Raw genomic sequence first — 12,596 nt, forward strand, 5'->3', positions numbered from 1 at the left:
AGCGGTGCTCGACAAAAATCCGGCCGACGCGGAAGCGAACCTCGCCGTCGGCCGCTGGCGAGCGTTTTACAAAAACGACTGGCCCACCGGCCTGCCGCTGTTGGCAAAGGGCAGCGATGAAAAACTAAAATCGCTCGCCGCCGAGGAACTGAAATCCCCGACCGACGCCGAGCAACAAATCCAATTGGCCGACGCGTGGTGGAACATCTCCGAAAAAGAAGCCGGCATCGCGCGCGACTGCGTCCGCCTGCATGCGGGCAGCATCTATCAAGAGGCGTTGCCGAGTCTCGCGTCGGCCTTGAAAAAAGCCGCGATCGAAAAACGTCTCAAGGAAATTGCCAATCTGAAACAAGCTCCGGCCCCAGTTGCGGTCGCTTCAATCGTGGGCAAGCTTGATTACGCCGTGAATGAGTTTTCTTGGAAGCTCGGCCAACCGAGCGTGCAGCTCATTCAAAAAAATAATGGTTTTTGCTTTCTCTCCTCAATATCCGGCCATTTTGGAGGATACGGCGAAGCGGCGAGCGTACACCTCGCCAACGACGGCTTCTGGACGCTAGACGCGCACGCGAAAACCGACGGCTTGGCGGCAAAGGCTCTCAGCATCGAACACCTGACACCAGCGATATTCAAGCGCCGATTCACCGAATACCACTGGAGGACAGGCGAGCCGCCCGTCAAGATGCTTCATAAAGACGAGGGGATATGCTTCTTGTCGGGAATTGAAGGGCATTTCGAAGGAGGGGGCGAAGAGGTTTCCGTGCGACTGGCCGACGACGGCTATTGGTACCTCGGAGGCAGATCAGGCCAGGACCAACTCGGCGCCGCCGCCGTTGGAGTCGAATGGGCACGGCCGGGCGCGCACCGGATCGACGTTGAAGAACACAAATGGTCGGTGGGTGATTCACCCGTCGAACTCTTGAAAAAGCGGCAAGGGTTCGCATTCCTATCGTCCGTATCAGGACATCTTTGGGGATATGGCGAGGAAGTCGGAGTTTACCTGGGGACCGACGACACCTGGTATTTCGGGGGCAGATCGGGCCAGCCAGACGTGCACGCGACGGCGACAACGATCCGTTTCTCGAAATCGGCGACCAGCGAGCCGCCGCACCGTGCCGCGGGCGAGCCGCTCGCGCCGAGTTCCACTCCTGCCAACGTCGCGGCGGAAAAGGCGTCTGGCTCAACCCAATTCCCAGTTGGCCAATGGGTCGGCCTCCTGCACCTGATTGATCCAAATCGGGATAGCGTCAAAGGTGTTTGGCGGCCGCGCGGGCAAGAATTGGCCTGCGAACCCGGAAAATTCAGCCGGATTCAAGTGCCCGTCGTCGTTGACGGCGGCTATGATCTGGAAGTTGAATTCACGCGGACTTCGGGCGACGACGCTGTCGCCACGATGTTTGCGGTCGGTTCCCACGTTTGCATGGTCAACCTCGGCGGTTGGAAGAGCGCCGCCAGTGGTCTGATGAACATCGATGGCCACGAAGCAAACGATCCGCAAAATCCGTTTGCGGTGCGGCCCGGGTCGCTCGAAAACAATCGTCGCCATCGGCCTGATGGACGTGGATGGCCATCCTGCAAACGGTTGATGCCGCGGCCGGTCGCGGCGAATCGACCGGCGACCTAAACCCTTGCGATTTCACACCGAACGGCGTTGATTCAAGCCGTTGCAATCTGTTGCAAGGAGTGGAGCGGAAGGGGATCGAACCCTCAACCTCTGCATTGCGAACGCAGCGCTCTCCCAATTGAGCTACCGCCCCAGACGGCGGAGCCCTCTTTCGAGCCCGTCGCGGAGTGCTTCCCATATTAGATTTGCCGCCGTGGGTTGTCTAGCCAGACGAATACCCTGGATTGCGGCAAGGGCAGCATGCCGCCGGCCACTGCTTAGGAGTGCATTCTTGGCAACTCGTCGCCGCGGGCGATGAGCTCGGCCTCGGCCGTGGCCAGGTTTTCCAGTCGGCTCCGCACTGCTTCCTCCGGGCCGAATCGATTCGCGAGGCGGACATAGGTGCTGTGGTGCCGCGCTTCGCTCTCGAACAGGCCATCGTAGAACGACGCCAACTCGCGGTCCGGCAGATGCTCGCGCAGCAATCCGAATCGTTCGCAGGATCGAGCCTCGATCAGGCTGGCCACGAGCAGCCGATCAATGGCCTTTTGTGGCTCTTGTTTTCTGACCAATTCGTTCAACTGCCGGCCATAGCTCCCCGGCGCCAAGCGGCGGAACCGAATGCCGCGCCGCTCGAGCAGGTCCAGCACCATGCGAAAATGCGACAGTTCTTCGTCGACGATATCGGCCATCTCGCGACACAATTCGACCCGATCGACGTAGGCAAAAATCAGGTTCAGCGCCGTGCCGGCCGCCTTTTTCTCGCAATGAGCATGGTCGATCAAAAGCGTCGGCACGTCGGGCAACACCTGGTCGAGCCAACGCCGCGGCGATGCAGATTTGAGGCTGAGCATTACATCATTGGCCGACGATTCGCGGCCGGCGGTTGGCTGCCGATTTGAATCCGATCCCCGGGCGGTTTCTATCGTACCATTCCGCGGCGAAGTTCGGCCAGCGTGTAGAACGTGTCGCGCCAGCGGATGCCGCCTTGTCGAAGCGTCTTTGTCGTCGAGTGGACTCCGGCCCAGCAAAACAGCAGAAACCCGAGCGGAACGAGCGGCAGCACCCACGCTGGCCAGCGGGCCCGGCGGAGTTGGATCACGCCAGGAATTGCCGGCGCCCAAAGGCTGGCCAATCCGATCCAGCCGATCGGCGGCGGCGCAAGCCACGGCGCTGCGATCGAAACCCCGATCAGGGCCGCGACAAACAAAATGACCAACGCACTCTTGGCGATGCTATAGTGCAACGCGGCGAACCAATTTTTTTCCACCGCCCGCACCGAGCCGGCAAGGCTCAATGCCCATTCTGCTTCGAGGTCGGCCAGCCCTGTGTAGATTCGCTGCCGAAACCCGGCCCGCCGCAAAAGCAGGCCAAGCTTGGCATCTTCGACCACTTCCAGTCGCAACGGCTCATGCCCGCCGATGGCTCGATAGGCTTCGCGGCGCACGAGGTTAAAAGCGCCGATGCCGATCGCGCGATGGCCGCGGTCGCGATTGATTTGCCATGCCGGCGCATAGAGCGCGAGGCATTGCGACCAGGCGAGCATGACGCCGCGAGTTGCGGCCCCGCTGCAATTGATCGCTGGCCAGAGGCACAGATGATCTGCTCGCTCGGCCCGCGCGGTAGCGATGGCCCGGCCGACAAGGTCGGGGGCCATATGAATATCGGCATCGGCGAGCAAAATCCATTCGCCCCGAGCATGTTCGGCGCCGCGCCACAGTGCGTGGCATTTGCCGAGCCAGCCGTCCGGCAGCGATTCGATGTGAAGAACATGCAGCCGATCGAACTCGGCGGCGAGCCGGTCGAGAATTTGAGGCGTGGCATCGGTCGAGCGGTCGTCGACCACGGTGAGATCGAGGGCAACATTTTGTTGGGCCAACAGCCAGCGCAGCGTTTGTTCGATCCGCGCCCCTTCATCGCGGGCCGCAACGATGACCGACACCGTCGGCAGTGGCTCATGGGGCAGTGGCTCAGGCGGCAGTGGCTCGGGAGGCAGTGGCTCGGGCAGTGGCTCATGCTCAGCGGAAGGCTTGCGCAGCGGTAGCGGGGGCGATGCCAGCAGGTTCACGAACACGGCCGCCGAAAGGAGCCACCAGCATCCGGCGGCAATGAGTACGACGTATTGCATGCAATAAGCTCGAAGTGCGGGCGGAGGAATTGGTGGGGCCGTGCCCGCGCAACCGCAGCCGGTTATAATAGCGTTTGCTCGTGCTCCCGTGGATCGTGGTCAAGTGGTAGCTTATCGGAACCTTCTTCGTGACCAAGTCTGACTCCGCAGCGTCTCGCTCAGCAACCGCAAACCGTCGCTCGGCGCAACCGGCGCCGCTTCGAATTTTGCTATTCGCGCTCGGATTGGCGGGAGGGGCGCTCATCGCTTGGGCGATCACCCGTGCTGCGATCGGCACGACCGCTCGTCAAGACGAGCACAAACCGGCTGCTCCGGCCGTGGTCAATGGGATGTTTCTGCCCACCAGGCCGAACAGGGGCCGATCGCCGTCGTCGGGGCCCGCTGGGATGGTTTGGATTCCTGGCGGCGAATTTTCGATGGGCTGCGACGATCCCCGCGATTTTGTTTGCGGTGGTTCGGAGCCGATGGCCGATGCGCGGCCGATCCATCGGGTTTATGTCGACGGATTTTGGATGGATGCGACCGATGTGACGAACGAGCAGTTTGCGAAATTCGTCGCTGCCATGGGTTATGTCACCATCGCCGAGCAGAAACCGAGGGCCGAGGATTTTCCCGGCGATTCACTTGAGAAGCTCGTGGCCGGCTCGACGGTGTTCACGCCTCCCCGCGAGCGCGTGCCGCTCGATGATTTCCGCCGCTGGTGGCGTTATCAGCAGGGAGCGAGTTGGCGCCATCCCGAAGGGCCGGGAAGCGATCTCAAGGGGCGGGAGAAATATCCGGTCGTGCATGTGGCCTATCCGGATGCGGTGGCCTACGCCCGCTGGGCAGGCAAGCGGCTTCCCACCGAAGCCGAGTGGGAATTCGCCGCACGCGGTGGACTCACAGGAAAGCCTTACGCCTGGGGCGATGAATTGCATCCCGGCGGGAAATACATGGCCAACACCTTTCAGGGCGAATTTCCTGTGAAAGACGAGGGCGCCGACGGTTTTCGCGGCCTGGCGCCCGTCGCGCAATTTCCACCGAACGGCTACGGACTGTACGACATGGCGGGCAACGTGTGGCAATGGTGCAGTGATTGGTATCGCCCCGATTACTATGCGCTGCTCGCGTCGAGCGATCGGGTCACTCGCAATCCGACCGGACCGTCCGACTCTTACGACCCGGCCGAGCCGGACATGCAAAAACACATCGAGCGAGGCGGATCGTTTTTGTGCACCGAGCAATACTGCACGCGCTACATCGTCGGCTCGCGCGGCAGGGGAGAAGTGAACTCGGCCAGCAACCATCTCGGCTTTCGCTGCGTAAAATCGCCGCGTGAAGTCGTCGGGCAATAGTAGACCGAACTACAGCCGCTCAATTCCAGCCGGCTTTCTCGCGCAAGAATCGCTCGAGCGCGTGGTTAAATGCCTCGGGATCCTCCAGCGGGCTGATGTGGCCCGCTCCAGGGATCACCACGAGCTCCGCATCCGCAATTCGCTCGGCAATGCCATGCATTTCGTCGGCGGTCGAAATCACATCGTGCTCGCCGACGACCACGAGCGTCGGCACTCGAATTTCAGCCAATGAAGCGGTCATGTCGGGCCGGGTTGCCATCGCGCCGAGAGCCGATGCGATCCCGATCGGCGAAGCGCGATGCATTGCGGCCACGGTGTCGGCGACGCACGGGCGCTGTTGGGCTATGGTTTCGGGGCCGAAGAATTTCGGCAGCATGGCCGCGACGACCGGTTCGGTTCCCTCGGTCAGCGTTCGCTTGGCCAATTCCGCGCGTCCGGCCGCGGCCTGCGGTGAATCGGCGATCGCACGCGTGTCGCACACCACGAGCGCGGCAAGCCGGCGGCCATGTTTCTTGCAAAACTGCCACGCGATGTAGCCCCCCATCGATAGCCCGCAGAACACGATCGGCCGATCGACCCCGAGCTGATCCAAAAGCGCGGCAAGGTCGTCGGCATAGGCGGCCATCGAGACGGCGGCAAGCTCCGAACCATCGTCGGGTGCGTTCGAGCTCTCGCCGAAACCCCGCAAATCGGGCGCGATCACCCGGCCATGGACGCTGAAATATTCGATCTGCTCACGCCACATCGTGTGGTCGAGCGGAAATCCGTGTACCAGCAGCAGCGCCGGCTTGCTAAACGATGGCTCGGCCTGAGACCGGCTACCGCCGCGATCTTCGAGCGCTAATGTAACATTGCCAACGGAAACACTCTTCATTGGAGGAAAACTCCGTGAACCCAGTCCTGGAGAAGTGCCGAGCCGCAATCGTGCCGGCGTCCAACGATTCTAACCAATCGAGGGCGCCGCTGCTGGGTTGTCCGGCAGCGAGCGTTTCCGTGCGGCGCCCCCTGCTGGACCAGCCAGCAGCGGCAGACGATCGTTGTTGTGGCGCCGCAGGGCGACGACTGGAGAATCGCGCCGCCGCAGTTTACGATTACGGCACATTTGAATCGCGAGCCGCATTCGTCGATTCTCAACCCACTGCCGACGAGGAGCCAACCGATGACAAAAATCCGAACCCTGCTGTTTTGCGCCGTTGCGTTAAGTTCGTGCAGTCCACTGCTTGGCTTCGATCTAACGGCCGAGTTGGCGAAGGCCAAACCGGGAGCCGTTGTCGATTTGCCGGCTGGCACCTATTCGGGCAGTTTCAAACTGCCGGCGGGTGTCACGCTTCGCGGCGCCGGCGATCAGAAGACAACGATCGACGCCCGCAATTCGCCGGTCGGCATTCGCGTGTTGGGATCGGCAACTCGCATCGAAAATCTGGCGATTCTGAATTCCGGAACCGGCATCGAGCTTTCCAACGTCGAGGATGTGCGGATCAGCCGTGTGATGATCTTGGGTGGAACGATCGGCATCGGCGCAACCAAGGTCACCAAGACGACGGTCGAAAACTCGATCGTTGCGCGGGCCCTGATCGGCGTTTCGCTAAACGGCCCGACCGATTGCTCCGTGGCAAACTGCACCGTGGCCACGGCCAACGCCTGCGGATTGACGGTGGCTGGGGCCGACAATACGGCAATTTTCAACAATATCGTCGCGGATGCCGGAACCGGAATTGTCGTCGGAGGCGAAAACAAGAACCTGGCCGTCGACTACAACCTCTATCTCGCTCTATCGACCGGAAAGATCGAAGGGCAATTGCAACGGCCGACACTGCCGACGTGGCGCGATGTATCGGGCGGGCTGGATGCCCATAGCATTCAGTTGAATGTCGCATTCGCCAATGCCAGCCAGAACGATTTTCATCCGGTTTCCCGGCTGGATTGGAATCCGGGCCGCATCTCGACCGCGGATTGGGGCACCGCCGAACTCGCCGGGCATCATGCTCCGGCGACGGATATGGATGGCCAGGGCCGCGTCGGGGCGGTCGATCTCGGGGCGTTCGAGTCGCCCGATTTGCCCGCTCGGCCGGCCGATGGGCAGTTCCAAATTTCCTCGGATGCCGGCTACAAGAGCGCCGGCCTTTTCGGACCCGACAATCGCGCCGTTTGCTATTTGTTTCAAGGCCTGCCCCTTAAGAAAGGGACGTATGGCTATGTCGTCCCGTCGCGAGATATGTTTGGCCGACCAATTCCGCCCGGGCGCTATGAGCTACGCGTTGTCGAGAGCACCGCGGCATGGGACTATCGCGGAATGACGGCCAACTCCGGGACCGACAACACGGCGACCAACTCGGATTCCGTGCACGTCGGTATCGTGGCATACGCGGCCGATGGCCAATTGCTGACCGCATCGGGCTGGAGCGAGCGGCACATCAATCTGCGGCTGAGCGATCCGGCGACCGCCAAAGCGCGTTGGATATTCGAAGGTTCGGCCGATAGCACCGGCCTGTGCATCAACGAAGCGGGAAAAATCTTCCTTGTGCGCAATGGCGCCGACCACAGCGTCGATATCTACAAGATCGATCCCGTGAGCGGCCAGCCGATTCCGCGGCCCGACGGCCGGCTTTATGTAAACCGGAAAGGGAAATTCAAGAGCCCGTATCTCGGCGGAATCGCCGAACTCGACGGCAAACTCTATGCCGCCGATCCGGCGGTCGACAAAGTTGATTTCGGCTCGGCCGACGGATTGCAATTCGAGAACTCGGCCGACGTTCTGAAGCCGAACAGCCCGTCGGCAGATCGCAAGCATAAGCTGCTTTGGCTGATCAGCAACCGTGAACGGATTCTTGCTCTGACGCCCGACGGCAAATCCGCGGTGCAATTCGGCGGAGTGCAAATGCCCTTGGCTTTGAGCGTGGCCGGCGATCGGCTCGCGGTCGCATCCGGACGGACTGGCAAGATCCATATCTTCGACCTTGCCAATCCGCAAAGCCCGAAGGAGCTGAAAACGCTTGGCCGTGGCGATGGCCCGTTCGGAAAATGGCTCCCGGATCGCTTCCACTTTCAAGCCCATCCGCAAAATCGCAACAATGCGAATGTGAGTGTCGGGCTTTCGAGCGATGGCTCGGTGGCGGTGCGCGATGCGTCGGGACGGGTGGTCAGCTTCGACCCCGATGGCCATGTGCTGCACGACGGGTTTGCGGTTTGGGGCGGCGATCCGGCGATAGCGCCTTTCGTCGGCGACACGAAGCTGCGCGTGTTCGATACCTCGGCCGCGGCGTCGTATTTCATCGATCCGCGGAGTGGAACATGGGAGCCCGATGCGTATTGGGGGCTTCCGGCAATGGTTCAACCAAGCATTCGCGGTTTCTTTAGCGCCGGCGGCAAGAACTTCGGCGTCTTTACGTGCCAAAATCCCGTAAAAAACGGCGGAGAACAGGTGCTGATCGCGAGCTACGACAATCCGGTCGTTCGGGCGGTGGCGATCTATCGGCGCAACCCGCACGGCGGTTGGCTGCATTTGCGCGATACGAATGGCGACGGGCGAATCGACGAGAAAGACGGGCCGGGCGAGCCGGTGCTGGATACCTCGGGCAAGCCGGTCACCGCGTCGCTCACCGGCCGGTTCATGTTCGTCGAGCGCGATGGAACGATCCTCCATTCCGAGCCGCAAATCGCGATGCGCTGGAAATTCAAGGGGATCGGCGCTGGCGGCGAACCGACCTACGAATTCGGCAGCGACATGATCTTCACGGCCAAGGATCCCGTGGTGCCCAGCCCCTATTTCTTGGACCAGACCGACGACCTTCGCTGCGCCTCGACGGCCCGCATGGCGCCCGATGGCGGAATTTGCGCTGCGATCAATCTCCGCCACACGCCGAACGGCATGGGCCTGAGCAACAGCGGCGCCACGGATCTGGCCCGCTGGAATGCCGACGGCAATCTGCGCTGGTTGCGCACCGTGAACGATTACTCGCCGATTCAAGGAGTCGAGCCATTTCCGGGCGTGACGATTTCCAGTTGGGGCCATCAGGCCGAATTCATGGCCCTCGACGACGACGGATTGGAACTGGGCCGGTTCGGATTTCCGGCCGCGGTCAAGTGGAGCGGCTTTTGGGTCGATCATCCGCAGGAATGGGATGCCGCGAAAGATCCGGACGGAAATGTGGAAGTCGTCATCGGCGACTACATGCAGAATTGCCATCATTGGATGACGGTTCGCAATCTGACGGCGGTCAAACGAAGCAGCTTTCCGCTAACGATCAGCGATGCAAAGACGCATGAACTTGCCTTCCGCCCGCCGCAATTGCACGAGCCGGCCGGAAAGGCAAAATCGCCGGAAATCACGATCAAGCGGCTCGGCGGCCCAATGCCGATCGACGGCAATATGCAGAAATGGCGAAGTTTCCCGCCGCAGATTCTGATGACTCCGCAAACCGCCGTCGGCCGGATCGACGGCCCCGCGGATTGCAGCGGCGTCATCCGCCTCGCCTATCACGACCACGATCTCTACGGCCAGGCGATCGTGTTCGACAACGTGGTGAGCTTCCATCAGCCCGCCAGCCGGTTCTACCAGGAAGACAGTTTGCAATTCTGCGTCAACGGATTCATGACCGGTTTCGCCTTCAACGTCGCGCAGACGATCGACAAAGGGCCGATCCTGTTTCGAAACCGGTTTTTCTTCGGCGCGATGGATCTCGAGCTCGATCCAAAACTCGCCCCGCGGATCGTCAAGAAGTTCGCGAATGCGAAAGACATCCCCGAGCGGCAATACATCGAAAGCATCTACGGCGTCGATCTTTCGAAAAGCCCGGGCTACGTTGTAGAGTTCAAGCTCCCGCTCGACGCCAACACCTACAAAGGCGATGAGAAGATTATCCCGCCGGTGGAATCGGGGAAATGGTTTTGGCTCGGCTTCATGCTGAACGACAACGACGTGCCCGGCACCGACGTGCAGCGCTTCATCGCCTGGCCGGCGACATTCGGCATGTTCAATCCGCAGGAGGCCGGCGCGAAAGCGTTCTTCGAATAAGGATAAACCGGAAAACACTCCCGGCGATTGCGGCCGGATGGGTGCCATGCCCCACGATTTTGCATCACCCACAAGATTCATTTAGCCGCGCGTTCCCGAGTGACCGGCGAGGGACGAATTGTGATCCGGCGTCCGCCGGTAAAACAAATTGCCCTCCTGAGATCGCGCTGATTGCACACGAAAGCTGAGCCTGAAAGGCTCATTCCGTCAGACCAGGGCGGAGCCGCGCAAGCGGCGTAGCCCTGGGTAGGTGATTGCTAGAATCCGCCTTTCAGGCCGACGCGTTTCAGGTTGCTCAGCACGAATGTCGTGGGCAATACTAAGTGCCGAGCCGTGGGCATGGCACCCCGAATTCCAATTGCCGAGTTGCTTCTCTGCATCGGCTAGTCGGCCAGCTACGGCGCGACTAGAGCAGGCCGTAGGTCGAAAGCGTTTTGCGCAGTTTGCCTTCGCTGGCGGCATCGAGGGCGGTCATCGGCAGCCGCAGTTCGCCGGTGTCGCGGCCCAAGAGATGCATTGCCGCTTTGATCGGAATCGGGTTGGTGGCCAGGCCGAGCATGTCGCGGCAGAGCGGGAACAGCTTGCGATGCCAGCGCTGGGCTTCGGCGATATTACCCGCTTCGAACGCACTGACAAGCGCCATCACGTCGCGCGGGACGACGTTTCCGGCCACGGAAACGACCCCGCGCCCGCCGACGGCCATGATCGGCAACGTCAGGCTGTCGTCGCCGCTGAGCACCGTCAGATTGGTTTGCGAGATGATCTGCGACGCTTGATCGAGCGAGCCGGTCGCTTCTTTCACGATCGCGATGTTTTTCAACTCGGCCAAGCGGATGATCGTTTCCGGTTCGATATTCTTGCCGGTCCGGCCGGGAATATTGTAGATGCAAAGCGGAATATCGACGGCCTCGGCCAGGGCCTTGAAATGTTGATAGAAGCCTTCTTGCGTCGGCTTGTTGTAATACGGCGCGACCAACAGCGCGGCATCCGCCCCTTGCTTTGCCGCCCAGCGTGTGAGCCGCAAGGCTTCGCGAGTGCTGTTCGAGCCGGTGCCAGGCATGACCTTGATGCGGCCGGCCGCGATTTCGACCACCGCGGCGATGATTCGCTCGTGCTCTTCGTGCGACACCGTGGGAGATTCGCCGGTGGTGCCGACGGGGCAAATGCATTTCGTACCGGCCGCAATCTGGAATTCGACCTGCGTTCGCAGGATCGCCAAATCCAGTTCGCCATCCTTGAACGGAGTCGTGATCGCAACCGATAAGCCGGCAAACGCTTCGCCTTTGGTGGACATGAGGAAGGGTGAGGCTGAGGGTGAAGGTGAGGGGTGAGGGGTGAGGGGACAGGGACGGCGGCCTGCGCGGGCCGCACTTATCATAGGAAACCGTGCTAGTGGCTGCAATTCGCCGCGCTACGCTGGTCGCGCGGTGCTTCGCCTTTCCGCCCGCGCTTCCTCCGCGTCCTCCGCGACTCCGCGTGAGACTGCTTCGTCCCGCGGCTTCCGAGAGTCACGAAATTAGTTGCTTCATCTCACGGACCGCTTGCGGCAGGCCGACCATTACGGCCCGGGAAATGATGCTGTGGCCGATGTTCAATTCCGAAATGCCTTCAAGCTCGGCCACCGGGCAGACGTTGTGATACGTCAGCCCATGGCCGGCATGGAGCGTAAGGCCATTCTTGCGCACCAAGCCGGCCGCCCAGGCGAGCGCCGCCAATTGGTCGGCTTGGGGCTTGCCGGGGGCGGCCAAGGCATAAGCGCCCGTGTGCAGTTCGACCGCGTCGGCGGCCAAATCCGCGGCCAAGTCAATCTGTTTCGGATCGGGATCCAGAAACAGGCTGACGACGATCCCCGCGTCGCGCAGCCGGTGAATGGCGTCGGCAACGGCCGGGCAATTGCCGATCGCGTCGAGGCCCCCTTCCGTGGTCACTTCCTCGCGCCGCTCGGGCACCAGCGTGGCCTGATCGGGCCGCACACGGCAAGCGATCGCCAACACATCTTCATTCGTCGCGAGTTCGAGGTTCAGCTTGACCGTGACCGTTTGGCGGAGAATCTCTAAGTCGCGATCCTGAATATGCCGGCGGTCTTCGCGGAGGTGGATCGTGATGCCGTCGGCGCCGCTCATCTGAGCCAACGCGGCCGCCCACACCGGATCGGGCTCATTCGTGCGCCGAGCCTGCCGCAACGTAGCAACGTGGTCGATATTAACGCCGAGGTGAGGCACGGAGGAAGGGGCGAGGGGCGAGGGGCGAGGGGCGAGGGGCGAGTAAGGAAAATTGGCCGCGCGTGGGGAAACTACTATCCTCAATCGTGGTTTCGTTGTCCAGCGGCGCCGGCCTCCTGCTGACTCGCCCCTCGCCCCTCGCCCCTCGCTGGACGGCCGGACGGACACGATCTTATAAAAGCCCTCGACTTCCGCCCGGCGGTCCGTTAGACTTTGGGGCTTGTCGCATTTTCCTAATCCTAGCCCCTAACCCTAACCCCTCGCCATGTACGCGATCATTTCCGACGGCGGACGACAA

Annotated in this window: 7 protein-coding genes, 1 tRNA gene and 1 pseudogene; 3 read left to right on the forward strand and 6 right to left on the reverse strand. The window is 61.6% G+C overall.

Annotation, left to right across the window (positions count from 1 at the left end; translation table 11 throughout):
- Positions 1 to 1,621 (forward strand): hypothetical protein (locus tag VHX65_08730; GenBank protein HEX3998619.1); only part of this gene is annotated, 1,621 nt, incomplete at its 5' end.
- Positions 1,622 to 1,681: 60 nt separating this feature from the next.
- Here VHX65_08730 and VHX65_08735 read toward each other — a convergent pair.
- The 3 genes from VHX65_08735 to VHX65_08745 all read right to left on the reverse strand — a co-directional run bounded on the left by VHX65_08735 (position 1,682) and on the right by VHX65_08745 (position 3,728).
- Positions 1,682 to 1,754: transfer RNA gene (locus tag VHX65_08735), tRNA-Ala, on the reverse strand.
- A gap of 124 nt (positions 1,755 to 1,878) precedes the next feature.
- The gene (locus tag VHX65_08740) at positions 1,879 to 2,454 is read right to left on the reverse strand and encodes a tRNA-(ms[2]io[6]A)-hydroxylase (protein ID HEX3998620.1); all 576 of its coding nucleotides are present in this window, start codon (positions 2,452 to 2,454) and stop codon (positions 1,879 to 1,881) included.
- A 68-nt stretch (positions 2,455 to 2,522) separates the two neighbouring features.
- Positions 2,523 to 3,728 carry a glycosyltransferase family 2 protein gene (locus VHX65_08745; GenBank protein ID HEX3998621.1) on the reverse strand — a complete coding sequence of 402 codons (1,206 nt, stop codon included), beginning with the start codon at positions 3,726 to 3,728 and terminating at the stop codon, positions 2,523 to 2,525.
- A 206-nt stretch (positions 3,729 to 3,934) separates the two neighbouring features.
- On the opposite strand from VHX65_08745, the gene VHX65_08750 reads away from it, so the two are divergent.
- On the forward strand, positions 3,935 to 5,062 hold the full coding sequence (locus tag VHX65_08750) for a formylglycine-generating enzyme family protein (protein ID HEX3998622.1): 1,128 nt from the start codon (positions 3,935 to 3,937) through the stop codon (positions 5,060 to 5,062).
- A 19-nt stretch (positions 5,063 to 5,081) separates the two neighbouring features.
- Here VHX65_08750 and VHX65_08755 read toward each other — a convergent pair whose 3' ends face one another.
- Positions 5,082 to 5,936 carry an alpha/beta fold hydrolase gene (locus VHX65_08755; GenBank protein ID HEX3998623.1) on the reverse strand — a complete coding sequence of 285 codons (855 nt, stop codon included), beginning with the start codon at positions 5,934 to 5,936 and terminating at the stop codon, positions 5,082 to 5,084.
- A gap of 285 nt (positions 5,937 to 6,221) precedes the next feature.
- Here VHX65_08755 and VHX65_08760 point away from each other — a divergent pair, with 285 nt between their 5' ends.
- On the forward strand, positions 6,222 to 10,076 hold the full coding sequence (locus VHX65_08760) for a right-handed parallel beta-helix repeat-containing protein (GenBank protein ID HEX3998624.1): 3,855 nt from the start codon (positions 6,222 to 6,224) through the stop codon (positions 10,074 to 10,076).
- A 409-nt stretch (positions 10,077 to 10,485) separates the two neighbouring features.
- On the opposite strand, the pseudogene dapA reads toward VHX65_08760, so the two are convergent.
- Both dapA and VHX65_08770 read right to left on the reverse strand, forming a co-directional pair.
- Positions 10,486 to 11,370, reverse strand: a pseudogene (dapA, locus tag VHX65_08765) (4-hydroxy-tetrahydrodipicolinate synthase).
- A 214-nt stretch (positions 11,371 to 11,584) separates the two neighbouring features.
- Positions 11,585 to 12,298 (reverse strand): pyridoxine 5'-phosphate synthase, encoded by a 714-nt coding sequence (locus VHX65_08770; protein ID HEX3998625.1) that lies wholly within the window; start codon positions 12,296 to 12,298, stop codon positions 11,585 to 11,587.
- Between the last annotated feature and the right edge of the window lie 298 nt (positions 12,299 to 12,596).

It is taken from the genome of Pirellulales bacterium, from assembly GCA_036267355.1.
Classification (GTDB): Bacteria; Planctomycetota; Planctomycetia; order Pirellulales; family DATAWG01; genus DATAWG01.

Excerpts from the sequence above, each read along its gene's own strand:
- VHX65_08740 (HEX3998620.1), bottom strand. The coding sequence starts at position 2,454 with ATGCTCAGCCTCAAATCTGCATCGCCGCGGCGTTGGCTCGACCAGGTG.
- VHX65_08745 (HEX3998621.1), bottom strand. The coding sequence starts at position 3,728 with ATGCAATACGTCGTACTCATTGCCGCCGGATGCTGGTGGCTCCTTTCG.
- VHX65_08755 (HEX3998623.1), bottom strand. The coding sequence starts at position 5,936 with ATGAAGAGTGTTTCCGTTGGCAATGTTACATTAGCGCTCGAAGATCGC.
- VHX65_08760 (HEX3998624.1), top strand. The coding sequence starts at position 6,222 with ATGACAAAAATCCGAACCCTGCTGTTTTGCGCCGTTGCGTTAAGTTCG.